The organism is Actinoalloteichus spitiensis RMV-1378 (genome assembly GCF_000239155.1).
Lineage (GTDB): Bacteria > Actinomycetota > Actinomycetes > Mycobacteriales > Pseudonocardiaceae > Actinoalloteichus_B > Actinoalloteichus_B spitiensis.
The window spans coordinates 1-26141 of the sequence record NZ_AGVX02000004.1 but is presented as its reverse complement, the minus strand read 5'-3'; the positions used below and the strand labels follow the sequence as shown (position 1 = coordinate 26141).

At 72.5% G+C, this 26141-nt stretch carries 13 protein-coding genes; 4 read left to right on the top strand and 9 right to left on the bottom strand.

Annotation, left to right across the window (positions count from 1 at the left end; translation table 11 throughout):
* Positions 1–621: 621 nt before the first annotated feature.
* Together ACTIDRAF_RS0200345 and ACTIDRAF_RS26475 are read left to right on the top strand one after the other, a co-directional pair.
* A complete protein-coding gene (locus ACTIDRAF_RS0200345; RefSeq protein ID WP_245533392.1) occupies positions 622–1728 on the top strand; it encodes a metal-dependent hydrolase family protein in 1107 nt (368 codons plus the stop codon).
* A 17-nt stretch (positions 1729–1745) separates the two neighbouring features.
* Positions 1746–2276, top strand: a complete 531-nt coding sequence (locus ACTIDRAF_RS26475) for a helix-turn-helix transcriptional regulator (protein WP_016696709.1) — start codon at positions 1746–1748, stop codon at positions 2274–2276.
* Between the two features lie 472 nt (positions 2277–2748).
* Here the strand turns inward: ACTIDRAF_RS26475 and ACTIDRAF_RS0200335 are convergent, their stop codons facing one another.
* The 6 genes from ACTIDRAF_RS0200335 to ACTIDRAF_RS0200310 are packed head-to-tail and all read right to left on the bottom strand — an operon-like array spanning position 2749 to position 17689.
* On the bottom strand, positions 2749–3465 hold the full coding sequence (locus ACTIDRAF_RS0200335; protein WP_016696708.1) for a thioesterase II family protein: 717 nt from the start codon (positions 3463–3465) through the stop codon (positions 2749–2751).
* Positions 3462–4634: an acyl-CoA dehydrogenase family protein gene (locus ACTIDRAF_RS0200330; RefSeq protein WP_016696707.1), complete on the bottom strand. Its 1173-nt coding sequence runs from the start codon at positions 4632–4634 to the stop codon at positions 3462–3464. The genes ACTIDRAF_RS0200335 and ACTIDRAF_RS0200330 overlap by 4 nt, the downstream gene beginning before the upstream one ends.
* On the bottom strand, positions 4631–7780 hold the full coding sequence (locus ACTIDRAF_RS0200325; protein ID WP_016696706.1) for a non-ribosomal peptide synthetase: 3150 nt from the start codon (positions 7778–7780) through the stop codon (positions 4631–4633). Before ACTIDRAF_RS0200325 ends, ACTIDRAF_RS0200330 begins: the two co-directional genes overlap by 4 nt.
* Positions 7781–7789: 9 nt before the next feature.
* Complete coding sequence (locus tag ACTIDRAF_RS0200320) at positions 7790–15244, bottom strand: hybrid non-ribosomal peptide synthetase/type I polyketide synthase (protein WP_016696705.1); 7455 nt, start codon at positions 15242–15244, stop codon at positions 7790–7792.
* Entirely contained in the window at positions 15241–16428 is a 1188-nt protein-coding gene (locus ACTIDRAF_RS0200315; protein WP_016696704.1) for an FAD-dependent oxidoreductase, read from the bottom strand. Before ACTIDRAF_RS0200315 ends, ACTIDRAF_RS0200320 begins: the two co-directional genes overlap by 4 nt.
* Positions 16429–16456: 28 nt before the next feature.
* Complete coding sequence (locus ACTIDRAF_RS0200310; RefSeq protein WP_026065613.1) at positions 16457–17689, bottom strand: DegT/DnrJ/EryC1/StrS family aminotransferase; 1233 nt, start codon at positions 17687–17689, stop codon at positions 16457–16459.
* Positions 17690–17936: 247 nt separating this feature from the next.
* Between ACTIDRAF_RS0200310 and ACTIDRAF_RS0200305 the strand changes: the two genes are divergently transcribed.
* Positions 17937–19871: an AMP-binding protein gene (locus ACTIDRAF_RS0200305; RefSeq protein WP_016696702.1), complete on the top strand. Its 1935-nt coding sequence runs from the start codon at positions 17937–17939 to the stop codon at positions 19869–19871.
* Between the two features lie 327 nt (positions 19872–20198).
* On the opposite strand, the gene ACTIDRAF_RS26470 is transcribed toward ACTIDRAF_RS0200305, so the two are convergent.
* The gene (locus ACTIDRAF_RS26470; protein WP_157162761.1) at positions 20199–21314 is read right to left on the bottom strand and encodes an FAD-dependent oxidoreductase; all 1116 of its coding nucleotides are present in this window, start codon (positions 21312–21314) and stop codon (positions 20199–20201) included.
* A gap of 273 nt (positions 21315–21587) precedes the next feature.
* Here ACTIDRAF_RS26470 and ACTIDRAF_RS0200295 point away from each other — a divergent pair, with 273 nt between their 5' ends.
* Positions 21588–23162 (top strand): aspartate aminotransferase family protein, encoded by a 1575-nt coding sequence (locus ACTIDRAF_RS0200295; protein WP_016696700.1) that lies wholly within the window; start codon positions 21588–21590, stop codon positions 23160–23162.
* Positions 23163–23280: 118 nt separating this feature from the next.
* Here the strand turns inward: ACTIDRAF_RS0200295 and ACTIDRAF_RS0200290 are convergent, their stop codons facing one another.
* Positions 23281–24333, bottom strand: a complete 1053-nt coding sequence (locus ACTIDRAF_RS0200290; protein ID WP_211215230.1) for a methyltransferase — start codon at positions 24331–24333, stop codon at positions 23281–23283.
* 426 nt (positions 24334–24759) lie between these two features.
* Positions 24760–25983 (bottom strand): acyl-CoA dehydrogenase family protein, encoded by a 1224-nt coding sequence (locus tag ACTIDRAF_RS0200285; RefSeq protein ID WP_052168643.1) that lies wholly within the window; start codon positions 25981–25983, stop codon positions 24760–24762.
* Positions 25984–26141 lie beyond the last annotated feature (158 nt).

Below are 26141 nucleotides of genomic sequence, written 5' to 3'. Positions count from 1 at the left end.
GGGCTGTCGGCGGGAGGGGGTGCGAGCGGGCCGTCGCCGGGCCGGGGCGGATGGCGGCGGGTGGGCCGGTGCGAATCGGGTGCTTCCCTTCCGTTCCCCGCCTGCGAGATGCGCGCGCGATCTGGTCGTGATCGTGTCGTTTCGTGCCCGTCGGCTCGGGACGAGGCGGCGGTCCGCTTCTCGGCATGTTGTGACAGACTGTGAATGCCCACCCGAAGTGGTTCGCGGTCGACTCCGGGGCGCGCCTCGCGAGATGTGAAATTCAGGTAAGCGGCCAGGACATTTCCGCTGTGAACCGGACAGGGAGTGGACAGGGTGACTGACCGACAGTCATGGACCCTTGCCGCACGGTCACGGTTGGGTTATATTCGATCGAGGATCCGGGGGTATCCCAGTTTAATCAGGAACCATATCATCGTGTTTAGTGATGGTCAACGGGGGGCCTGAGGTGAAGGATTTGTCGTGTACCGCATCCACGCGGGTCTACTGATTCCAGGGCGAGGCGAACCCGTTCCGAACGGCGTCGTGCTGTTCGAGGGGGACCGGATTGGCTATTCCGGCTCCGCCGAGGCCGCGCCACCTCCGAATCCCGATGACGAGATCCACGAAGTGGACGTCGTCATGCCCGGACTCTGGGACTGCCACACCCATTTCACCGGCCTCCGTGGCCCGGTCGGCACCGAACAACTGATGTTGAACCAGGCCGAAGTCGCCGTCGCCCGTTCGGTGCGCGACGCCCGGCTCGCCCTCGACGCCGGGTTCACCAGCGTCCGGGAGGTCGGCGGCTACGGCGTCTACCTGGCCAGGGTCATCGACGAGGGCACCGTGCCCGGACCGACCGTCTACCCGGCCGGCAGCGTGATCAGCCCCACGGGAGGGCACTCCGACGCGCACGGCCTGCCCCACTCCTGGGTGGTGGACCCGCAACGGCGGAACGGGATGCTCCAGGTCGCCGACGGTGTCGCCGAGTGCCTGCGCGCCACCCGGCTCCAACTGAGGCTCGGAGCCAGGGTCATCAAGGTCTGCGCCTCGGGCGGCGTCCTCAGCGAACTCGACCACCCCGCCCACCAGCAGTTCAGCGACGCGGAGCTCCGGGCGATCGTCGAGGAGGCCGCCAGGTCCGACCGCGTCGTCGCCGCGCACTGCCACGGCAGGGCCGGGATCATGGCGGCACTGCGGGCGGGCTGCCGCACCATCGAACACGGCACCGACGTCGACGAGGAGGTCGCCGCCGCGATGCGGGAGTGCGGCGCGATCCTGGTGCCCACCCGAACCATCTACGAGGCGATCCTCACCCGGGCCGACCAGGTGTCGCCCGCCGCCCGCCGGAAGCTGCACGAACTCCAGGAACGGCACCGGGCCGCGATGTCCCTCGCGCACCGCGCCGGAGTCCGCATCGCCCTGGGAACCGACCTGGGCACCAGCATGCCCGAGACACCGTTCGGCTGGGGCCACAACGGGGAGGAGTTCGGTTACCTGGTGGCCGCGGGCCTGAGCCCGCTCCAGGCGATCGCCGCCGGCACGGCGGACGCCCCCGCCACGCTCGGTCCGCAGGCACCGCTGTCCGGGCAGCTGGCGACGGGATACGACGCCGACGTGATCGCGTTGGCCTCCGACCCGCTCAAGGACATCTCCGTCCTGGCCCGACCGGACTCCGTGACCCACGTCTGGAAGGCCGGAACGCTCGTCAAGTGTCCCAACCACACAGGAGGGCGGCTCACCCGGTGATCGACCGTACGAATGTCATGCCAGTGTCCGAGCGACGAGAACCAGCGCTCGAACGACGAGACGAGGACGGTGTCCAGTCCGCCCTCGCGGTGATCCACGAAGTGCTCGCCCGATTACAGGAACTCGGGGACTTCGCCCGTCAAGCACGAAGCAGCCTGCCCACGCCCCGCGACTACCGCCAACCGGAGGGAGCCCGGCGGGACCCCGCCGAGCGGGCGCCCCAACCGGGGCATCCGCGACCCGCTCCCACCACGGACCGGGACGCGGGGGAGTCACCGCAGGAGGCGCCGCACGGACGCAAACTCCAACTGACCCGACGCCAGCAGCAGGTCCTCGACCTCCTCATGCAGGGCTCCTCCAACCGCCGCATCGGACGGTCCCTGCACATCACCGAGCAGACGGTCAAGGCGCACCTGCACATGATCTACCACAAGCTCGGAGCAGCCGACAGAACCGAGGCCGTGGTGATCGCCATGCACCACGGGCTGGTACCCGAGAGCACCGGCAACGGCCCGGTGCGGTCCTGCACGCGGTCCTGCTCGCTCTGACGCCGGCGGGCCGGGCGGCTGGGCCGAGTTCCTCACCCTCCTGAGGACCGGTTGTCCGCGGTGGGAGGACCTCCCTCCCGGACAACCCGGCACCGGCCACCCCCGGCGGTTCGTCTTCCCCCGCCTCCGATCACCCGCCCCCCGGGGCGCCGAGGAGGCCACCTCGGTGTTGACCGGACGACAACGTCGTCGTCCACCCCCGGGCACGGCCACTCCCGCTCCCGGCATCCTCCCTCCCGTTCCTCGGACCGTTCCCGTCCTCTCCGGACGAGCGCCCACTCACTCCCCGGCGGCCACCCGACCCGGTCGGGACGGTGGGCCGCCCGCCCACGTCACCGGACGCCCGCCGGCGGTCACAGCCCGGGAACCGCCGACGGACGTCGGTGTTTCGCGCCGGGGCGTCGGCGCGTCCAGGGGGAGGCCGGTGGACCCCCGAGCCGGAACATCCACCGGACTCCGTCGCCGTCCCCGCTCAGGGGGACGACCGTTCCGGTGAGGTCACCGGGTCCAACTCGGCCGCCACCACCGACAGCACCGCCTCCCGCTCCGAGGACAGGAAGAAGTGCCCACCCGGGAACATCGTCCTGCGACACGGCCCGTTGGTGTGGTGCCGCCACTCCGCCAGCTCCGCCTCGTCGACGTCGGGGTCCTCCCGCCCGCCCAGCGCGACGACCGGGCAGTCCAGCGGCGGGCGGTCCCGGTAGCGGTAGGTCTCCGAAATGGTGAAATCCGCCCGCAGCACCGGCAGCAGGACCCGGAGGAACGCCGGGCTCTCCAACACCACGGGCGGGGTACCGTTGAGCTCCCGCAGCCGCTCCACGAACTGGTCGTCGGGCAGGTGGTGGATCACCGCCTCCCGCAACGGCAGGTGCGGGGCCCGGTGCCCGGAGACGAACAGGCACCGGGGGCCGGGCAGTCCTGCCTCCCGCAGCCCGCCCGCGGCCTCGAACGCGAGGATCGCGCCCAGGCTGTGCCCGAACAGCGCGTAGGGCCGGTCGGTGTCCACCGAGGACAACACGTCGTCCACCACGGCCGACAGGTCGTCCACCAGCGGATCCCGGAGCCGGTCCCCGCGCCCCGGCAACTGCACCGGGCGCACCTCCACCGCCGGGGCCAGCGGCTCCGACCACGACCTGAACATCCGCGCGTCCCCGCCGGCGTGCGCCAGGCAGTACAACCGGGTGGTCACAGCGACCCCGCGATGCTCCGGAGCAACATGTTCGACGTCCCCTCGTAGATCTTGCCCGCCTTGACGTCCCGGTAGAACCGCTCCAGCGGGTACTCCCGGGTGAAGCCGTTGCCGCCGAGCACCTCCAACGCCCGGGAGGCGGCCCGCTCGGCCACCTGGGAGGCGAAGTACTTGGCCATCGCCGTCAGCCGGAGGCGCTCGGCGATGTCGGTGCCCGCCGCCACCGTCCTGGTCACGTCGTAGAGCAGGGCGCGTGCCGCGGCGATCTCGGTGGCGATGTCGGCCAGGGTGAACCGCACCCCCTGGTAGGAGCCGATCGGCTGCCCGAACTGCTCGCGCGTCCTGCTGTAGGCCACGGCCTCGTCCAGGGCGCCCTGGGCCAGCCCCACCATCTGCGCGGCGATGCCGATCCGGCCGATGTCGAGCGCGCCGATCGCCACCCCCTCGCCACCGCCCAGCCCGCCCACGCAGTCCTGGCGGCGGACCCGCACGCCGGAGAGCACCAGGTCCGCGGTGGCCGCCGCCCGCACCCCCATCTGCTCGGTGCGCGGGTCGACGCTCACCCCCTCCGCCGTCCGGTCCACCAGGAAGGCGGAGGAACCGTGGCCCTCGGCCCTGGCGAACACCAGGAACACGTCGGCCTGGCCGGCGTTGCTCGTCCACCGCTTCCGCCCGTCGATGCGGTAGCCGCCGTCCGAGGTGGGCACCGCCGTGGTCGTGCCCGCGAAGGCGTCCGACCCGGCGTTCTCCTCGGACAACGCGAAGGCCCCCACCTGACGGGTGGCCAGCAGCGGCAACCGCCGCCGCTTCTGGTCGCCCGTGCCCTGCCGGAGCAGGGTCGCCACGACCAGGGCGTTCTGCACGTCGACACCCACGGCCACGCCGGGGTCGACCCGCGCGACCTCCTCGATCGTCAACACCACCTGGAACAGCGAGCCACCGCGACCCCCGTAGCGGGCCGGGGCCTCCACCGCCATCAGCCCGGCGGAGAACAGCTTCTCCCGCAGGCCCGGGTCGAGGGTGGCCTCCCGGTCCATCCGGTCGGACAACGGGGCGATGTGCTCCTCGGCGAAGGCCCGCACGTGGGCCCGCCACGCCTCGTCCTCGGGGGAGAGCCGGGTGAGCGGCGGCGGCGCCCCGGCGCCCGTGGTCACCGTCGGTGCGCTCACGCCCGCTCCCCCTCCACGAGCCTGGCCAGGTCCGCCAGGGTGTTGGACACGTACAGCTCCCGCAGCGGTACGGACACCTTCCACCGCGAACGCAGCGTCGTCATCAGCCGCATCATGTGCGCCGAGTGCAGGCCGAGGTCGGCGAACTCCTCCCGCCGGCCCACCGCCGGCAACGACACCAGGCCGGAGAGGACCTCCGCCAGCTCCCGCTCCAGGTCGGTGCGGGGTGCCTCCCCGCGATCCCCGCCGGCCGGTGCCTCCAGCTCGGGCAGCGCGCGCACGTCGATCTTCCCGCCCACCGTGGTGGGCAACGCGTCCAACCAACCGAACGCCGTGGGCACCATGTGCGCCGGCAACCGGCGGGCCGCGAAGTCCCGCACCTCGGACTCGGGGGCACGCTCGGCGTGCGGCACGCCGTAGCACAGGATCCGTTCCCCGCCGGCGTCCGCCCGGGCGACGGCCACCGCCGAGGCCACCGACGGGTGCGTGCGGAGCACGGCCTCGATCTCACCCAGTTCGACCCGGTAGCCCCGGACCTTGACCTGCGAGTCGTCCCGGCCCAGGTACTCCAGCGTGCCGTCGGGCAGCGCCCTGGCCTGGTCCCCGGTGCGGTACATCCGCTCACCGGGCGCCACCGGCTCGACCTCGAACCGGCGGGCCGTCAGCTCCTCCCGCGCGTGGTAGCCGGCGGCGACGGCCGGACCGGCCAGGCACAGCTCGCCCCGGGACCCGGGAGGCACCGGGCGGCCCCGCTCGTCCAGCAGGTACGCCCGTTGGTTGGGCAGGGCGCGACCGATGGGCAGCGGCGCGTCGGTGCTGACGTTCTCCGAGGTCAGGCGGTGGCAGGTCGAGACGACCGCCGCCTCCGTCACCCCGTAGAGGTTGTGCAGCTGGGGCGTGTCGTCGCCGTGCCGGGCCAACCACGGCCGCACCGTCGCCGCGTGCAGCCGGTCGCCGCCGATGAAGATGTGCCGGAGCGCCGGCGCGGGGCCCCCGTCGACCGGGCTCGCCGCCTCGTCCGCCGCGGCGAAGTGCTCGAACAGGATCGGGGTCTGGCTGCACACCGTGACCGCCTCCGACCGGAGGAGGGCGTGGAACTCGTCGGGGGAGCGGACCGTCCACGCGGGAACGACCACCAGCCGCCCGCCGTTGCCCAAGGCCCCCCAGATCTCCCACACCGAGTAGTCGAAGGAGAAGGAGTGGCTGAAGGTCCACGTGTCACCCGCGTCGAACCCGAACAGCTCCCGCCCGGCGGCCAGCAGGCTCTGCGCGTTGCGGTGGGTCACCACGACGGCCTTCGGGAGACCGGTGGAGCCCGAGGTGTACAGCACGTAGGCGGGGGAGTCGGCGGCCACCTCGGGCAGCGACCGGCCGGTGGGGGCGGCGGGCAGCTCGTCGCCCAGCGTGAGCACGGGCCCGTCGAAGCCCTCGGTCCGCTCGGCGAGGTCCGGCCCCCGGACCAGGGCGCTGATCCCGGCGTCGTCGATCATCGACAGCAGCCGCTCCGCCGGGTACTCGGGGTCGAGGGGGACGTAGGCGGCTCCCGCCTTGAACACCCCGACCATCGCCGCGACCAGGGCGTCGGACCGTTCCAGGCACAGGCCCACCCGGTCCCCGGGCGCCACCCCCCGCTCGAGGAGTTCCTCGGCGATCGCGTCGCTGTGCGCGGCCAGCTGACCGTAGGTGAGACGGCGGTCCCCGAAGACCACGGCCTCGGCGTCGGGGTTGGCGGCGGCCAGGTCGGAGAACGTGGCGTGCAGGGGCCGCTCGTCCAGCGGGGACGGCGTCTCCCCGGTGGCACCGGGCAGCGGGGAGACGGCCTCGGCCGGCAGCAGTTCGCCCACCGTCAGCTCCGGGGACTCCACGAGCCGGGTGAGGACGGTCCGCAGGTGGTCGCAGAACCGGTGCGCCGCCTCGGGGGAGAACCGGCTCCGGTCGTAGATCACCCGCAGCGGCATGCCCTCACCCGGCATGATCACCATGGTGATCGGGTAGTGCGGCCGCCCGTCGTACCGCATCTCGGTGAGCTTCATCCCGGTCTCGGCGAGAGCGAAGTCGGGCATGGGCATGTTCTCGTAGGACACGCTGCTCTCCAGCAGCGGCACGTCCAACGGCAGGTTCAGCACCCGCTGCACCTCGAAAAGCGGGCTGCTGGTGTTCTCCCGCACCGCCGTGATGTGGATCTGGAAGTCCCGCAGCCACGACAGCGCGGCCCGGGTCGGTTCGAGCCGTTCCCGCACCGGCATCGTGGAGATCAGCGGGCCGAGGATGTTCTCACTGCCCCGCAGCTCCGCCGGCCGGTGGGCCATGGTGAAACCGCAGGCGACGTCGGTCGTCCCGTAGTGGTGCGACAACACCACCAGCCAGGCCCCCTGGACGAGGGTGTTCAGCGTCAGCTGGTTCGTCCTGCCCAGGTCGCGCAGCCCGGCCTCCAGCTCGGCCATGCTCAGTTCCACGAACCCGTGGCTGGGTTCGCCGGGAGCCGGGGGAGTGCCGCCCATCCGCAGCGGCTCCGGCGGGGTGAACCCGGCCAGCTCCGAGCGCCAGAACGGCAGGCTGCCCTCCGGGTCCCGCTGGCTCCACCAGGCGACGTAGTCGCGGTAGGGGCGCATCGGCCGCCGCTCGGGCTCGTACCCCAGGCACAGCGCCCGGTAGCAGTCGATGAAGTCGCTGACCGCCAACCCGAACGACCAGCCGTCCATCAACAGGTGCGACAGCCGCCAGGCGAAGATCCAGGTCTCGGGTTCGCTGTGGATGACGCTGAGCCGCATGACCGGGGCCTTGGTCACGTCGAACCCCTCGACGCGTTCCCGGTCCAGCCACTCGGTGATCCTGTCCTTCTGCTCGGCGACGGGGATGTGCCGCCAGTCCAGGACCTCCAACGGCAGCTCGGCGTGCTGGTGCACCACCTGCAGCGGCAGGCCCTCCGGCCGCCAGTGGAAGGAGGTCCGCAGGATCGGGTGGCGGTCGACGACCATCTGCCACGCGCGTTGGAACTCCTCGGGGTGCAGCGTTCCGTCGAAGGTCAGCAGCAGCTGCTCGATGTAGACGCCGGCGTCGCCGTTGGCGAGCTGTTCGAACAGCAGGCCCTGCTGGATCGGGGTGAGTTCGTAGACATCCTCGATGCCCTTCTTCAACTGGCTCATGGACCGGCCTTACTCCTCAAGGGTGGACAGCAGGGCGCTGAGCTCGTCGGGGTCGACCCCGGCCAGGGGGAAGTCCGACGGCTCGTAGCTGCCGGAACCCGCCTGTCGGCAGTGCTCGGTGATGGCCTCGACCGCCTCGGTGAACGCCTGCGCGACGGCGGCGGCCTCGGCCGCGTCGGTGGTGTGCCGCCACCGCAGCACCAGTTCGCCGCCGACGACCGCGGCGCCGACCTCGGCGAGCACGCCGGGGGTGGTCGCGGTGGACGAGGGCGAGGACAGCCCGGCCGGGGACAGCGGCCCGCTGGTGGGACGCCAGTCGCCGGCGCGCAGGTCCCGCAGGTGCACGCGCGGCCGGTCCGGCGCCGGCCGGACCGCGTCCCGGTAGGCCTGCTTTACCCCGGTCAGCACGTCCGCCACGGCCTCGGCCGCCACGTCCAGCGTGGTCACCTCGGTGAACCGGCCCAGCGCGTCGTCGGTGGTGGCGGTCCGCAGCGACCGCTCCACCGTCACGGCCGGTTCCCGCCCCGGCCAGGCCCGGGCGGCCACGGTCAGCGCGGCGGCCACGGCCTCGCCCAGCTCCAGGTGGTAGGCGCCGAACGCGGCCTCGGCGAAAGCCGTGGTGGCCTCGGCGTCGAGCACGGTGCGGAGTTCCCCGGTGAAGGCCACCGCCTCCACCGCCGGCGGCGGTGCCGCGCCCTCCTGGGTGGCGACCCAGCCCAGGACGCTTTCCGGCATCCCGGTCCAGTCGATCGAACCCCGCTCGGCCAGCTGCTGGTAGGCCCGGCCGAACTCGGTGAGCAGCAGCCGCCACGAGGTGTCGTCGAGGGCGGCACCGGCCGCCAACCACAGCAGCCGGACGTCGTCGGCACCGGCGCGGACCACGGCCAGCTTCACCGGTTCCCGCTCCGCCAGGCCCACCTCCTCCGACATCTCCGTGACGATCTCGGCGAGCGCGTCGGCGCAGGCGTCCTCGGGCAGGCCGCTGAGGTCGATCTCGGAGAACAGGCCGTCCCCGGGGGAGCCGCCGTCGTACTGACCTGGTGTCCCGTCGTCCCGGGTCCCCGACCGCAGCCGCAGCGCGGCGTGGCGCTCGGCAATCTCCCGCAGGGCGCGTTCGGCCAGCGCCGGGTCGAGGTCGGAGCCGGCCGCCTCGACCGTGATCCAGTCGACGGCTCCCCCGGCGACCAGGGCGGCCTGGTGCGGCGTGAACGGCGCGACGGTGCCGTCGGCCTCCTGCCCCGAGGTCGCGGTGACCCGCCGGGCCAGGTCGAGGAAGGTGTCGCTCTCGAAGAGGTCCTGCGGGCCGACCTGGAGTCCCTCCGCGGCGGCGCGGCTGACGAACTGGATGCCCATGATCGAGTCGCCACCGAGGGAGAAGAAGTTGTCCTCGGCGCCCGCCGCCTCCACCGAAAGGCTCTCCGCGGCCAGGGCGAGCAGCCGCTCCAGGGTGCCGGCCAACCGTTCGTCGACGATCCCGTCGCCACCGCCGGCGTGCCCGACGCGGTCCGGCGCGGGCAGCGCGGCCCGGTCGACCTTGCCGTTGGCGCTGAGCGGGAGTGCGTCGAGGACCACGATGTCGGCCGGCACCAGGTAGTTGGGGACCGTCCCCGCCAGGTGGTCCCGCACCGACTCCACCAGGTCCTCGGCGGGTTCGGCCGGCACCACGTAGGCCACCAGCCGCTGCTGCGTCCGCGAACCCAGGGCCGCCGCCACCGCGTTGGCGACCTTCGGGTGCCGTTCGATCGCGTGCTCCACCTCACCGAGCTCCACCCGGAACCCGCCGATCTTGACCTGGAAGTCCTCCCGACCGAGGAACTCGATCAGCCCGCCCGGCAGGTACCGGCCCAGGTCCCCGGTGCGGTAGAGGCGTTCACCGGTGGTGGGATGGGTGACGAACGACTCGGCCGTGCGCTGCTCGTCGTTCCAGTAGCAGGACGCCAGGCCCACGCCGCCGATGTACAGGTGCCCCGTCGTCCACACCGGAGCCGGTTCCATCCGGTCGTTGAGCACGTGGAAGGACTGGTTCCGCAGCGGGTAGCCGTAGGGGATCGAGGTCCACTCCTCCGGGACCTCCTCGACGGGGAAGTGGATGGACCAGATCGCCGCCTCCGTGGCACCACCGAGGCTGACCACCCGCAGGCCCGGCGTCTGGGCGCGGGCCCGGTCGGGCAGGCTCACCGGGATCCAGTCGCCGCTGAGCATCGCCAGGCGCAACGCGACCCCGGAGTCCTCCTCCCGCCCGTTCTCCAGGTAGGTCACCAGCATCTCGAACAGTGCCGGCACCGAGTTCCACACCGTGACGTGGTGTTCCCGCAGCAGGTCCACCCACCGTGCCGGGTCCCGCCGCGCCTCCGGTTCGGGCAGCACCAGCGCGGCCCCGGCGCCGAGGACCCCGAAGACGTCGAAGACGGAGAGGTCGAAGCTCAGTGAGGACAGACCGAGCACCGCGTCGGTCTCGGTCAGCCCGAACCGTTCCTGGACGTCCACCAGCGTGTTCAACGCGGCGGTGTGGGTGACGGCCACCCCCTTCGGCGTGCCCGTCGACCCCGAGGTGTAGATGACGTAGGCGATGTCGCCCGGCTCGCCCAGGCACCGCCAGGCGGTGGCCTCGGCCGGCGGGGCGGTGGAGCCGTCGGGGACCACCAGCGTCGGGACGTCCTCGGGCCAGGTGGTGTCGCCGGCGCCGTCCACCAGCAGGCACTGGACGCCCGCGTGGTCGACGAGCCAGCGGCGCCGGGACTCCGGGAGCTCCGGGTCGACCGGCACGTAGGTGCACCCGGCGGCGGAGGCGCCGACGGCGGCGACGACCTGCCGCCACCCCTTGCCCAGACCGATGCCCACCACGGTGCCCCTGCCGTGGCCGGCCTCGACCAGCCGCCCGGCGAGGTCCCCGGCGCGGGCGGCGAGCTCGGCGTGGGTGAGCACCCGGTCGCCGGCCACCACCGCGGGGCGATCGGCGGTCACCGGGTCGCGGCCGGCGGCCAGCACCCGGTCGGCGAGCAGCCCCTCGGGGACCGGGCCTGCCGTGTCGTTGGCCTGGACCCTGGCCCGCAGCTGCTCGGCGGGCAGCGCGACCAGCGGGGGCCGGTCCCAGCCCTCCCGGGTCGCGAGGCTCACCAGCAGTTCCTGGTAGGCCTCGAACATCTCGGCCATCATCCCGTCGGGGAACAGTTCGTCGACGGCGTGCCAGGCCAGCTCCAGGCGGCCACCCAGCTCCAACACGAAGTGGTCGATGGTGACCTGCGGGGTCTGGGAGATGAACCCGGCCTGCTCGCCCAGCCAGTCCAGCGGCGAGGGCACCGACGCCGGGTCGGTCTCGGTGGACAGCGCACTGGTGAACACGATCGGCATCAGGCCACCGGTGGTGTCCCGCCGCAGCCGGTTGAGCTCCCGCAGGATGCGGACCCCGCTGACGTAGCGGTGTTCGAAGTCCTCCCAGCTGCGCCGCTGCACCTGCGTCACCAGTTCGGCGAAGGTGCCCAGCCCGCGGACGTCCACCTCCAACAACTCGAAGGAGGCGAACTCCCCGACCGTGGTGTCGACGTCGGGGTGGAACGGCAGCCGGTTGACCGCCGTGAAGTTCAACGTGAAGTGCTGGCTCTTGCTCCACCGGCCCACCGCCGCCGCGTAGGCGGCCAGCAGCACGCTGGAGGGGGTGACGCCGTGCTCACCGGCGCGTTCCTTGATGCCAGCCCACACCCGGGGGTCCAGGCTGCCGTGCCGGCGCACGAACTCCGGCGTGACCAGCTCCCCGGGGGCGACGACCGTGGGCAGCTCCGGGGCGGGCGGCAACTGCGCCACCCGTTCCCGCCAGTACTCCAGGGACCGCTCGTACAGCGGCGAGTCGTGCAGTGCCTCCTCGGCCAACACGTAGTCCCGGAAGGACAGCTCCGGGGGCTCCGAGGACAGCTCGGGGTTCTCGTGGAACTCCCGCCACGCCGGCAGGATCTGGTAGAAGAAGCTGGCCACGTCGGCGCACAACAGGTCGAAGCTGATGTGGGTGCGCAGCCGCCCGTCACCCAATCTCGACACCCGCACCTCCCACAGCGGCCAGGTGTCGGCGGGGCGGACCTCGGTGGACATCCGGTCGGACACCTCGGCGAGCAGCGCCTGGGCCTCCTCCGGGTCCACCCCCCGCAGGTCCAGTTCCTCGAACTGGTAGTCGGGGACGTCGTCGAGGATGCGTTGCCTGCCGTCGGCCAGCACGACGATCCGCAGCATCTCGTGCCGGCGCACCACCTGCCGCCAGGCACGTTCCAACCGGGCCGGGTCGAGGGTGTCGCTGTCGAACTCCAGGTACAGGTGCGGCGCCACACCGCCCATGTCGAAACTGCCGAGCCGACCGATCCACTGCGCCTGCTGCATCTCGTTCAGCGGGAACGGCTGGTGCCGGCGTTCGGGGTCGGGCACCAGCACCGGGAGCTTCAGCGCCGGCGCGTCGCTGTCCTCCTGCTCGGCCAGCAGCTCGGCGAGCCCGGCCACGCTCGGCCGGGACAGCAGCTGGCTGGGGGCCACCGAGTGGCCCAGCCGCGACCCCAGCCGGTTGAGGATCTGGGTGGCCAGCAGCGAGTGCCCGCCGAGTTCGAAGAAGTTGTCGTGCACACCGATCGGGGAGAACCCGAAGAACTCCTCCCACAGCTCCACCAGGGTCCGCTCCGCGTCGTCCCGGGGCGCCACGTAGGTGGTGAGCAGGTGCGCCGGTCGGCCGCCGCCGGCCGTGGCGTCCCCCTCGGTGTCCTCACCGGCGGAGGGGGTGTCGATGACCAGGTCCCCGCTCGCACCCCCGCCCCGGGGCTCCACCCAGTAGCGCTGCCGCTGGAACGGGTACCCGGGCAGCGCCACCCGCCCCCGCGCCGGCTCCGACCGCGTCCAGTCCACCTCGACCCCGGCGAGCCACAGCCCGGCCAGCGCGGAGAGCAGCACCTCCACGTCCGACCCGTCCTGGTCGGCGCGCCGCATCCCGCTGACGACGGACACCGCCGCCGGGTCGACCGCCTGCCGGGCCAGGGTGCCCAAGGTGTTGCCCGGGCCCACCTCGACGAGGACGCACTGCCCGAGGTCGGCCACCGCCTCCCGCACCGCCTGGCCGAAGCGCACCGGCTCCCGCATGTGGGTGCCCCAGTAGCCGTGGTCGGTGGCCCCCTCGGCCTCCAGCCACCCACCGGTCACCGTGGACCTGATCGGCAGTTCCGGCGCCCGCAGCGGCACCTCCCGCACCTGGTCGGTGAAGGTGGGCACCACCGGGTCGACCATCGCCGAGTGGAAGGCGTGCGAGGTCCGCAGCAGCCGGGTGCTGATCTCCCGGCCCTCCAGGGACTCCCGGAACTCCGCGACCACCTCGCCGGGCCCCGAGACCACGCACAGCGCCGGCCCGTTGACGGCGGCCACCGACAACCCGGCCGGCAGCAGCTCCCGCAGCTCCTCCTCGGGCAGCCCCACGGAGAGCATGTCCCCACCGGGCAGGTCCTGCATCAACCGGCCACGCGAGGCGACCAGCCGCAGCGCGTCACCGAGGTCCATCACCCCGGCCAGGCAGGCCGCGACGAACTCGCCCAGGCTGTGCCCCACCATCGCGTCCGGCGTGACCCCCCAGCTCAGCAGCTGCCGGGCCAGGGCGTACTCGGTGACGAACAACGCCGGCTGGGCCAGGCCGGTCTGCTCCACGGCGGCGGCCGCCGCCTCGTCACCGTCCTCCACCTCGTACAGCGCGGTGCGGACGTCGACGTCCAACAGCGGCCGCAGGATCTCGGCGCACTCGTCCACGGCGGCCCGGAACACCGGCTCCGCCTCGTACAGGCCACGCCCCATCCCCGGGTGCTGGGTGCCCTGCCCGGGGAAGAGGAAGACCACCTTGGGCTCGGCCGGGCGGGCCACCGCACTGGCCACCCGCGACGGGTTAGACCCGCGCAGCAGGTCGACGGCCGTGCCCACCTCGTCGGCCACCAGCGCCCGCCGGAACCGCAGCGACCCCCGGCCCAGCCGCGTCGTGGAGGCCACGTCGGCCAGCCGGGCCGCGTCGGCGGTGTCCCGCTCGGCCTCGAGGTGGTCGGCGAGGTCGGCGGTGACCTGGTCCAGCGCCTGCGGCGACTTCGCCGACAGCAGCACGACCTGCGGACGCCGCACCGGCTCCGGCGAGGGCCGGCGCGGCGGCGCCTCCTCCAGGATGGCGTGGGCGTTGGTGCCACCGATCCCGAAGGAGCTGACCCCGATCCGCCGGGGGTGCGTGCCGTTGCGCCACTCGCTCAGCTCGGTGTTGACGAAGAACGGGGTCTGCCCGAAGTCGATCCGGGGGTTGGGGCTGCGGAAGTGCGGGTCACCGACCAGTTCCCGGTGCCGCAGCTGGAGCACCGCCTTGATCAGGCTCGCGACACCCGCGGCCGACTCCAGGTGCCCGATGTTCGCCTTCACCGACCCCAACGCGCAGAACCCGGTCTTGGTGGTGTGCTCGCCGAACGCCCGGCTCAACGCGCTGATCTCGATCGGGTCGCCCACCTGGGTGCCCGTGCCGTGCGCCTCCATCGCGGTGATCGTGTGCGCCTCGACCTGGCTGGCGGCCAGGGCGCTGGCGATCAACCGCTGCTGCCCGGCCACCGACGGCGCCGTGTAGCCGACCTTGTCGTTGCCGTCGTTGTTGACCGCCGTCGCCCGGACCACGGCCAGCACGTCGTCGCCGTCGGCGAGCGCGTCGTCCAGCCGGCGCAGCACCACGGCACCGACACCGTTGCCGAACACGGTTCCCCTGGCGTCGGCGTCGAAGGGGCGGCAGTGGCCGTCCGGCGAGTAGATCAGCCCCTCCTCGTAGAGGTAACCAACCCGGTGCGGCACCCGCACGCACACACCACCGGCCACGGCGGTGCCGCAGTCCCCGCTCACCAGGGCCCGCACCGCCTGGTGCACCGCCACCAGCGAACTGGAACACGCGGTCTGCACCGACACGGCCGGCCCGTTCAACCCGAGCAGGTACGCGGTGCGGCTGGCCAGGTAGTCCTTGTCGTTGTGGATCTGGAGTTCGAACACGGTCGGGCTCATCACGATCCTGCTGCCACCCAGCAGGTTCGACATCAGGTACGCCGACATGCCCGCGCCGCCGAAGACCCCGACGTCGCTGTCGGTCCCGGGGCCGCGGCCGGCGTTCTCCAACGCGTGCCACACCGTCTCCAGGAACAACCGCTGCTGGGGGTCGAGCAGCGCCGCCTCCCGCGCGTTGACGTTGAAGAACGACGCGTCGAACAGGTCCACCCCGTCCAACACCGAGGCGGCCCGGACGTACTCGGGACGGGAGAACACCTCGCGGGGCACGCCCTCGGCCAACAGCTCCTCGTCGCTGAGCGGGGCGACCGACTCCACACCCCCGCGCAGGTTGCGCCAGAAGACGTCCAGGTCCGGGGCTCCGGGGAACCGGCCCGCCATGCCGACGACGGCGACGCTCCCCGCGGACGACTCGACGCTGTCATGACCGGTCACTGGGACTCCTCCTGGGGGGCGGTGGGGCTGAGACGGGAGATGTCGTGCCCGGTCCGGCCGTCCAACGCCAGGTCGACGCAGATCTGGCCGAGCAGGGGCACGAACTTGAACCCCCAGCCGGCGCTGTAGAGCACCAGGTGCTCACCGTGGTCGACCAGGCCCTCGGCGGTGCCGAGGTAGAACTGGCGTCCCGGGTCGCCGGGCAGCACCGCCAGGCAGGTGCCGGTGCGCACCGGTTCCGGGTCGAGCGCCGGCAGGTGCCGGCCGACGAAGTCGCCGATGCGGCTGATGTGCCGGGGGTTGGGCGTGTTGGTGGCCAGGTCCGCGTGTTCCAACGCGTCGACCTCGAACACCGGGCCCAGCCGGACCAGTTCGCTGGGCGACCACGGGTTCCGGCCGAACCCGTAGAACAGGTTCGTGTCCTCGGGCGTGGGCTGCTGGAAGACGAACCAGAACGGGAAGTCCACGTCCTCCGAGCGCCGCCGCATCGTCACCAGCGCCATCTCGTAGAGCCGGATGTCGATCGAGGCGCCCAACGGCGCGAGGAGGTCGTTGGCGTGCGCCCCGTTGGCCAGCACCACCTTCGACGCCCGGTACCGGCCCCGGTCGGTGCGCAGGCTCACCCCGTCGGCGTCCGGGACCAGGTCCAGCACCCGCTCCCCGCCGCGCAGGTCGCAGCCCTCCTCCTGCGCCAGGCCGTAGAGCGCCGCGATGGTGCCGCGCACGTCGATCGTGCCGCCCTGGGGCTGGAGGAAACCCTCGAAGTGCTCGGGCAGGTTGGTGAACCCGAACCGGCCCTCGATCTCGCGGGCCGTCAGCCAGTCGTAGCCCACGCCGAGTTTGTCCATCATGCGCGCGGTGCCCGCGATCTGACCCTCGTTGGTCTCGACCTCGACGTCCCCGAACCACAGGCTGCCGATCTCGTGGATCAGCGTCCGCTCGGCGAGGTCCTCCAACCGGCGCCACTGCGGCAGCGCGGCCAGCGTCAGCTGGAACAGGTCCTCCTGGGTGTACTGGAGCCGCCAGTGCCGCTCCGCCCCGCTGGTCCCCAACCGCTCGTTGAAGAACCCGACGCGGTCCAACACCAGGGTGCGGCTGCCCCGCGCCGCGGCCTGCCAGCCGCAGGACAGCCCCACCGGGCCACCGCCGATCACGACGACGTCGTACTCGGTCTGCTCACTCACTGCTCAGCGCCTTCCTGCCCGGTGGGCGTCAAGTCCGCGCCAACGCGCGGATGCCGTTCTCCGCCTCGGCCAACGTCCGGTCCAACACGTCGAGCAGGTGGGAGACCTGCGCGTCGGACAGGCTCGGCTGGCAGGGCAGGTTGATCTGCCGCTCGAACCACAGGCGTTCGACGACCGGGCACTCACCCAACTCGTGCCCCCTGGCCCGCCACTCGGGCAGCAGGTGCAGCGGGAAGTACCGCAGCCGCATCTCCACCCCCCGCTGGTCGAGGCTGTCGACCACGGCGTCGCGCGCCTGGTCGTCCTCGGTCTCGAGCAGGAACGTGTAGAGGTGGTAGGCGCTCACCACACCGGGCGGCTCCTGGATGGGGCGTGCGAACGAGTAGCGGTCGAGAACGGCGTTGATCTTCGCCGCGATGGCCCGCCGGCGAGCGATCAAGGAGTCGAGCCGGTCCAACTGGGCCAAACCCATCGCCGCACCGGGTTCGCACAACGTCGCGTTCGTCCCCGGGTGCCGGATCTCCACGCAGTCGTGCGTGAAGGCGTTGCCGGGGTGCAGCATCCACGCCGAGGCGGTCCTGCGGTCACCGATGAGCCTGGGGGCGTCGGCGTACACGCTGTCGGACTCGTTGGAGCGCATCAGGTCCAGCCGCTCCGCCCAGTCGTCCCGGTCGACTGTCACCATGCCGCCCTCGCCGAGCGTGGTGATGTTCTTGCTGGAGTGGAAGCTGAAGCAACCGATGTCGGCGAGCGTGCCGGGTCGCCGCCCGTGGTAGACGCTGCCCAGGGCGTGCGCGCAGTCCTCCAGGACGAGGAGGTCGTGCCGGCGGGCGATGCGCATGATCTCGTTCATGTCCGCGACCAGCCCGCCGTAGTGCACCAGCAGGATCGCCCGGGTCCGGTCGGTGATCAGGGCCTCGACGCTCGCGGGGTCGGCGTTGAGGGTGTGCGGGTCCACGTCGCAGAACCGCACCGTCACCGGCGCGTCCAACAGGGGCTGCACCGTGGCCTTGTACGTCTGGGGGGTCGCGATCACCTCGTCTCCGGGACGCAGGCCGAGCAGCGCGATGCCCAGTTGCACCGCCACGGTGCCGCTGGTGACCGACACCGCGTGCCGACAGCCCACCATCTCGGCGAACCGCCGCTCGAAGGCCTCGCGATAGCCGCCGGCGGACAGAGTCAGTTCTGACCGCAGCGCCTCGCTCACGGCACCGAGCTCCGTGTCGCCGAGCACAGTGCCGCGCGAAGGATAGGGAACCATGTACCGGTCTGCTGGCATACCGCCGTCACTTCTCCGTAGTTCCGGGAACCGCCGTCGCCGCGTTCCGCACACGCGGTCGGTCAATTCACCTGGGCCCGCGATTTCGATCCTCCGGGCCCGTGCGTGACATGGCTACTGGCCGTTGGTACTGGAGGTTCTACGACCAGAGTCGGATTCCTCCGGGGAGCCTTCGGCAATACCTTGATCAGGTGCCGGACAATTCCTGCTGCGCGGTGAGGACGACGTCGTGGAAGAACTGCGAAGGATTCTGACCGAACTCGGTGTCGAGGAGCAGGAGATCGCACCCGACCTGCGGTTGCGCGCTCACCTCGCGCTCGACTCCACCGAGACCGTCGAGCTGGAGGCCCGGCTCGGCCGCGACTACGGCGTCGTCGTCGACCTGTGGGACGCGCACGACTACACCCTGGGTGAGCTCAGCGCGCGCATCGAGGGCGCCCGCGCCACCCCCGCGGCCGGGGACGACCACGCCGCCCCCGCGGTCAACGGCGGTGGGGCCCCGGCCACCGGCACCGCGGACGCCACCGGTGGGGACGGGCTGGTGCGGATCTCGCCGGACCGGGCGGCCGAGTACCGCTCCGCCGGGTACTGGATCCCGCGCCGCATCGACGAGATCGTGCTCGACGACGCCCCCGCCGGACCCGAGCAGGTCGCCCTCGTCGCCGGCGACCGCCGGCTGACGCGCCGCGAGCTGCGCGTGGCCGTGCGCACCACGGCGGCGCGGCTGACCGCGCTCGGGGTCCGCGCCGGCGACATGGTCCTCGTGCAGCTGCCCAACGAACCGGAACTCGTCGTGTTGGCGCTCGCGCTGTCCCGCATCGGCGCCACCCCGATCATGGCGCCGGTCGCCCTGCGGCACTACGAACTCGACAAGGTCGTCCGCACGGCCCGCCCGGTGGCCATCGCGGTCCCCCGCCGGCACGCCCGGTTCGACTACCTCGCCATGGCCCAGCAGCTGCGGGAGGACCACGCCTGCCTGCGCACCGTGCTGCTGCTCGACAGCGAGCCCGACCCCTCCTGCGTCGACCTCGCCGCGTTGTGCGCGCCCGCCGAGGACGACCCGGCGCGCCCGGAGGACCAGGACACCGCCGGCCCGGCCCACCTCGACCGGGCGGCGTTGTGCCTGCTCTCCAGCGGCACCACCGGACCCCCCAAGGTCATCCCCCGGCTCCAGGAGGCCTACGGCTACCAGCTGCGCCACACCCCCGCCCTGGCCGGTGTCGGCCCGGACTCGGTGTACCTGGCGGTCATGCCGGCGACCCACGGTTTCGTCCTGGGCTGTCCGGGCGTGCTGGGCACCCTCGGCGCCGGAGGCCGGGTCGTCCTGGGGGCGAGCACCGAACCGGAGCACGCCTTCGCCCTGGTCGAACGGGAGGGGGTCACCCACACCACCCTCGTCCCGGCCCTGGTCGAACGGTGGGTCGACGCGGGGCGGGCCACCACCCACGACCTGTCCAGCCTGCGTGTCCTGCAGGTCGGGGGCGCCCGCCCCCGCCGGGGGCAGGTGGCGGAGGTGCCCGCCGTGCTGGGGTGCCAGGTCCAGCAGTGCTACGGCATGAGCGAGGGGCTGCTCTGCTACACGGCCCTCGACGACACCGACGACGTCGTGTTCGACACCCAGGGGCGGCCGGCCTCCCCGGCCGACGAGATCCTCGTCGTCGACGACGCCGGCGACCCGGTGGCACCGGGGGAACTCGGCGCGCTGCTCACCCGGGGCCCCTACACCGTCGCCGGGTACTTCGGTGACGAGGAGGCCAACGCGAGCACGTTCACCCCCGACGGCTTCTACCGGACCGGCGACCTGGTCCGGGTACACCCCTCCGGCTCGCTGGTCGTGGAGGGACGCAACCGGGACGTCATCAACCGGGGCGGCGAGAAGATCTCGGCGGTCGAACTCGAACTGATGGCGGCCGAGCACCCGGCGATCGCCTCGGCGGCGGCCGTCGCCGGCCCCCACCCCCGCTACGGCGAGGAGGTCTGCCTGTTCGTGGTGCCCGACGGGGCACCACCGACGCTCGTCGACGTCCGCCGGTTCCTCGTCCACCGCGGCCTGGCCCGCTACAAGCTCCCGGAGCGCCTCGAGCTCGTCGACGCGCTGCCCTACCTGGGAATCGGCAAGGTGGACAAGAAGCGGCTGCGGGCCCTGGCCGCCGGGGACCAGTAGCCCCGGGGCAGGGAGGGGCGGCGGTTCCCCGACGGCCCCTCCCGTCCCGGCGCCACCGCCCGCCGATGCCGTCCCCGACGCCGCTCCGCGTCCGGGCTGGTCCCCGCGTGGGCAGGAGCCGACCAGCGAGGTGGACGGGCAGCCCCCGCCGGCCCCCTGGAGGACCACACCCCCGACCACCGGTCCGCCGCGTTCCGGCCGCCGCCAGCGGGGTCGAGCACGACGGGGCCGAACGACCGACCGCCCCCCGGCTGTCGGCAGCCGGCACACCGCGCGCCACCAGCCCGGCTCCCGGGGCCGATCCCCCTTCCCCCACCGCCGGCCGCGTCAGCCCCCGCGACGCGGGGGCACCCGGTGCGCGGCGATGCGGAACGCCTCTCCCGGCCACCCGTCCAGCCCCGGAGCCCCCGGACCGGGGTACATGAAGGACACGCCCCGCACCGACTCCTCCAGCGTGAGGTCCACCACCGGCCGCTGCGCCGCCTCCCACGCGCGCAACCCCGCCACGACGTCCCCCGTCTCGTCCACCGAACGCGCCAACGCCAGCGAGTTCGCCAGCGCCGTTCCCGCGCCCTGCCCCAGCGTGGGAGGCATGGCGTGCGCCGCGTCCCCCACCAGCCCCACCCGACCCACCGACCAGGTAGTCAACCGCAGCGCCTCATACCGGTCGAACCGGGGCGTGGCCGGCAGCTCCGACAACAGCGACCGCAGGGGCGGGAAGGTGGCGCACCACGGTGCCGGGTCCAGCGGCCGGCGCAGCGCCGGATCGGTGTGCTCCGCCCCGAGCAGCAGGTACAGGACGTCGTTCCCGCACGGCACGTACAACACCCGCCTCTGCGACCGGGAATCGCTGAAGTTCAGGTAGCACTGCCACATCTCCCCGGCGCGGGGCGCCCGGTCCCGGGGCACCAGCAACCGGCAGGCCCCCGCCGAGAACACCACGTGCTCGGTCGGCACGCCCAGACTGGCCCGCAGGGTGGAGCGGATGCCCTCGGCGCCCACCACCAGGTCCGCCTCCCACCGGCGCCCACCCGCCGTCACCAGGGCGCCGGCGGGGTCCGCGCCCACCGCGCGGGACCCCGTCCGCACCCGCACCCCCGCCGCGCCCGCGGCCGCCAGCAGCGCGTCCATCAGGCGCTGACGGGGCAGGGTGACCAGACGCAGCCCGCCGCGCGCGGCCAGGGGACGCACACCGATCCGCTCGCCCGTGGCCGTCCGCTCCTCCCACAGCACGGGCTCGTGACAGCCCGCGAGCACCCGGTCGACGACACCGAGTTCCCGCAGGACGTGCAGCCCGTTGTCCCACAGGAAGATCCCGGCGCCGAACGTTCTGGGCCGATCAGCGGATTCGTGCACCTGGACCCGCCACCCCAGGCGAGCGAGTTCAGTGGCCACCGTCAGTCCCGCGAAGCCCGCGCCGGCGATTTCCGCTGATTTTCCCACCGTCCCACTATTCCAGGGAAAAACACGGCCGAACAATATGGCGGTCGTGGGAGAAGCGTTCTATGCCATGAGATGTAGAACCGTTGTACCGGTGGCGGAGAACGACTCTAATGGACACGTCGGCACGGCGGAGAATGGGCGTTCACCAGTCTCCCCGCGCGCCACACCGCCCGGTCCGGGCGGTGGACCCGGCGCGGTGCCCGAACCAGCGCCGGCCCCCCGCCCCCACCGGCCGGCGGCACGGACGTTCCCCGCACAGGAAAGAGGTTGGTGATGACTCATCCATCCGGCGAGCCCGTCGTCGCGGACGCCGCGCTGAACCGCTGGCTGACGAGCATGGGACTCGGGGTCGAGTACGTCCGCGCCGAGGGAAACACGGTCTACTACCTCGACGACGAGGGCAGGGAGGTGCCCGTCCTCGACCACGCCTGCGGATTCGGGTCCCTCATCCTCGGGCACAACCACCCCGAGGTCATCGCCCACGCCAAGGCCGCCCTGGACGCCGGCACCGTGGTCCACGCCCAGCTCTCCCGACAGCCCCGCGCCAACCAGATCAGCCGCACCCTCAACGACATCCTGCGCCGGGAGACCGGACGCGACGAGCACTACACCGCCCTCTTCGCCAACAGCGGAGCCGAGGCCAACGAGATCTGCATGAAGCACGCGGAGCTCGAACGCCAGCAGCGGATCACCACGCTGTTCGCCGGGATCGACGACGACCTCGCCGCCGCGCGGGAGGCGCTCACCACCGGGACGGCCACCCTGGACACCACCAGCCTCGCCCTCGTCGGTGGGCCTGCCGAGGGCGGCGTCGACGGCCTGATCGCCGAGATCCGCCGCCGCAACGACGAACGCCGCGCCGAACGGCCGCTGTTCCTCACCCTGGAGGGGTCCTTCCACGGGAAACTCGTCGGCAGCATCCAGCTCACCCAGAACGAACCCTGGCGGACCCCGTTCACCGCGCTGTCCGCACCGGCACGTTTCCTGCCGGCCGACGAGCCGGAGCTGATCGGCGGGGTCGTCGAGGGCGAACGGCGGCACGTGCTCACCCTGACCGTCGAGGAGGACACCGCGCGGGTCGTCGAACGTGACTTCCCCACCGTCGCCGCCATCTTCGTCGAACCCGTGCGCGGGGGCGCCGGCATGAAACCGGTGACACCGGAACTGGCCGAGGAACTCCAGCGGCTCCGGGACACCCTCGGCTGCCCCCTGGTCGTCGACGAGGTGCAGACCGGCATCGGCCGCACCGGCGCGTTCTTCGCCAGCGCCGCACTCGGCATCCGAGGCGACTACTACACGCTGGCCAAGGCCATCGGAGGCGGGATCGTCAAGAACTCGGTGGCCCTGATCCGCCAGGACCGCTTCCTCCCGGCCATGGAGGTCATCCACAGCTCGACCTTCGCCAAGGACGGGTTCTCCGCCTCCATCGCGCTCAAGGTGCTGGAGATGGTGGAGGCCGACGGTGGGCGCGTCTACGAGCGGGTGCGTGAGCGGGGGCGGCGGTTGGCCGCCATGCTGGAGGCGGTGCGGGCCGACCACTCCGACGTTGTCAGCGCCGTCTGGGGCACCGGGCTCATGCTGTCCCTGGAACTGCGGGACCAGACCGGCGCCACCTCCGAGGCGATCCGGGAGAAGGCGGCGCAGGGCATCCTCGGCTACGTCCTCGCCGGCTTCCTGCTGCGAGAACACCGCATCCGCGTGCTGCCAGCCGGACCGCGCAGCGGCTTCCTCCGCTTCTCGCCCTCCCTCTACATCACCGACGAGGAGATCGACCGCACGGGGACGGCGCTGCGGTCGCTGTTCACCGCCCTGCGCGACCAGGACGGCGACCGCCTCGTGCTGTCCTGACCCCCCCACCGGGGGCGGTTCCCGCACGCTCAGCCGCCCCCAGCCCGGCGGCCCCCGTCCGCGCGCGGGCACGGCCCCGAACCACCGGGACCAGTGGTTCGGGGCCGGACACCGGCGGTCAGACCGGACGGGCCTCCACCAGGCTGAAGTCCACGTCGGCCGGCAGGTCGATGACGCGCTCGACGGCGAAACCGGAATCGGCGCACAACGACTCGAAGTCGGTGCGGGTCCGTTCCCGACCGCCGATGAGCACCATCATGTTCAGGTCGCTCATGTACGGGTCCTCGGCCGCGTCGATCCGGACCGTGTCCGCGCTGACGACCTCGGGGAGCACCGGCTCGATGATCAGCAGCCGGCCGTCCGACGGGATACCGGCCCGGATGCGGCGGAGGATCTCCACGCAGCGCTCGTCGTCCCAGTTGTGCAGCACGCTCTTGATCATGTACAGGTCGGAACCCGGGGGCACCGAGTCGAAGAAGTCACCGCCCACCACGGCGCAGCGGTCGCCCAGCCCCGCGCCGTCGAGGGTGGCCTGGGCCTCCGCCACCCCCTGCGGGGTGTCGAAGAGGACACCCTTGAGCGTCGGGTGCGCACCGAGCACCGAGGCCAGCAGGGTGCCGTCCCCACCACCGACGTCGGTCAGCGAGGTGAACCTGGCGAAGTCGTAGCGCGCCGGCAGCGATCCCGCCACCCCGTCCGACCTCGTGCGCTGGCTCATCGCCGCGTTGAACAACTGCGACAGCTCGGGCTCACCGGCCATGTACTGGAACACCGGCTTGCCGAAGAGTTCCTCGAACGCCGTCCGCCCGGTGCGCACGCTCTTCCCCAGGTTCAGCCACGCCTCCTGCATGACCGGCTCGGTGAGCAGCAGCACCAGGTAGTGCAACGACCGGGGTGTGTCCCGGCGCAACAGGGAGCCCGCGTCGTTGAGCGCGAAGCTCCCCGGCGACCGCTCCTCGCAGAGCCCCAGCGCGGCCAACGCGCGCAGCAGCCTGTTCAGCCGCTCCGCCGGGATGTCGTAGGCCCTGGCCAGGTCATCGACGTGTGCCTCCTCGTCACCGATGGCCTCCGCCAGGTTCAACCTGGCGGACACGCCCACGACCTGCGTCGCCATCGTGCCGAACAGCCACTGCATCACCTTGCGACGAGCCGCGACCTCCGCGGCGGTCATCTCCGACATGGTGTCCTCTCTCAGCGGTTGGTGGTGGGCAAAGCCGGAACGCGTCATCGGCCGGATCCGAGCCGCCGCGACCGCCGGGAACCCCCGGTTCCGGTGGTCGAACGGCCGGACGGCCCGCCGGCTCCCCGCTGACCCGTTCGGCGATCGCGTGCCGGGGCCAGGGTGGAGCAGGACCGTGCGGTAGGGAGGCTGGTCCGAAGCGGGGAAGAGCGGACGGACCCACGCACCGGCCTCCCACCCGAGGGCAGGACGACAGGGCGTGAGTACCGGCGGGCGACATCGGTCGGGTGGGGCGGCAGCGGGCCCGACCACCCCGCCCCGGAGGCGCTGGCCTCGGCAGCGCTGCCCCGGAGGAAACGGGTGGCGCGGCCGTCCACCCCGGGTGGGACGGCGACGACCGGCACGGGCCCGCGCCCACTAGTCGGTCGGGAGCTCAGCCAGCTCGAAGCTCCACGGCAGGTTCAGCGCCCACCTCCCGAGTGCCTGCCGGGTCACGAACCGCGTCGGCGGGTGGAACCGGACCGCGTGCACGTCCCGGATGAGGCGCGACGCGGTCCCGCTCGACGAGTAGGAGGCCACGCCCACCAGTTCCGAGGCCATCTCGACCGCGCGGATGGCGATCTCCACCGACTGGTGCTTGAGCGCCATCAGGGCCGGAGCGAGGGTCCGGGGGTCCACCCTGTCCTCGTCCAGCTGGCGGGCCAGACCCACGCACGCCGCCTCCAACGGCAGCACCTCGGCGTAGATGTCCCCGAGCGCGGCCTGGAACGACGGCAGCGCCGCCCGCGACGCCCCGAGGTGGCTGATCGGCGACCGGGCCAGCGCGGCCCGCGCCTGGTCGATCGACGCGGAGACCGCACCCAGGTACAGGGCCGTCGCCGTGGTGCAGAACCAGCCGAGCCCCGCCGCGAACACCGCGTCACCCATCGACCCCGGCTCACTGCGGTGGATCACCATGTCGGAGGTGATCTCGCACTCGGTCAGCCGGACCGCGTCCGACTCGGACGCCCGCATCCCCAGGGTGTCCCAGGTCCGGTCGATCGACACCCCCGGACTGCGGGTCGGCAGCAGCGCCACCACCAGGCTCTCCGGCCCACCGGCCTCGTCGACCACCTGGAGGCACAGGACGTCGCTCCGCTCGGCCAGCGAACACGGCACCTTCACGCCGTTGGCGATCCAGCTGTCACCCACCCGCCGGGCCGGGCAGTTGGACCGGGTCAGCGCGCCACCCAGCCCCGGCTCGGCGAACGCCGAACCGATCACCAGGTTGTCCCGGGCCACGTCCCGGAGGAGCCGCTCCGACTCGTCCTGGTGCCGACGCCAGTGCTCCACCATGAAGCCCAGCGAGAACAGGTGCATGTTCGCGCCGACCGCCAGCGCCGGATCGGCCGCGCCCACCGCCCGCTGCACGGCGCAGCACTCCGCCAACGAGGCCCCGCTCCCACCGAACTCGGTCGGAATCGGCAGGGCGAAATACCCGGCGGACCGCAGGATGTCCACACTGCGATCCGACAGCCGTCCGTTCCTGTCGTTTTCCTCCGCCTCCTCCGACAGTTCCGAGAAAACGGACCCCGGTATCAGGTGGTCAATGTTCGGCCAGATCACGTCGGCGCCGCGCTCGTAAGCGTAAGCCTCATCCATGATTACTTATTCACTTATCATGGGAACGAATTGTCAAGACGTGCGAGCGGTCTACACCTCGTCCCTTCGGTGTAGAACCGGTGCCGCCAGCCAGGGGGCTGGCGGCACCGCGCGGTGCCGACCGGCCGGCACCCCGGCGGGCCGGGGGCCGCCCACAC

Coding starts and splice junctions, on each gene's coding strand:
- ACTIDRAF_RS0200345 (WP_245533392.1), top strand. CDS start 622: ATGCCCGGACTCTGGGACTGCCACACCCATTTCACCGGCCTCCGTGGC.
- ACTIDRAF_RS26475 (WP_016696709.1), top strand. CDS start 1,746: ATGCCAGTGTCCGAGCGACGAGAACCAGCGCTCGAACGACGAGACGAG.
- ACTIDRAF_RS0200325 (WP_016696706.1), bottom strand. CDS start 7,780: ATGAGCCAGTTGAAGAAGGGCATCGAGGATGTCTACGAACTCACCCCG.
- ACTIDRAF_RS0200310 (WP_026065613.1), bottom strand. CDS start 17,689: ATGGTTCCCTATCCTTCGCGCGGCACTGTGCTCGGCGACACGGAGCTC.
- ACTIDRAF_RS0200295 (WP_016696700.1), top strand. CDS start 21,588: ATGACTCATCCATCCGGCGAGCCCGTCGTCGCGGACGCCGCGCTGAAC.
- ACTIDRAF_RS0200290 (WP_211215230.1), bottom strand. CDS start 24,333: ATGACCGCCGCGGAGGTCGCGGCTCGTCGCAAGGTGATGCAGTGGCTG.
- ACTIDRAF_RS0200285 (WP_052168643.1), bottom strand. CDS start 25,983: ATGGATGAGGCTTACGCTTACGAGCGCGGCGCCGACGTGATCTGGCCG.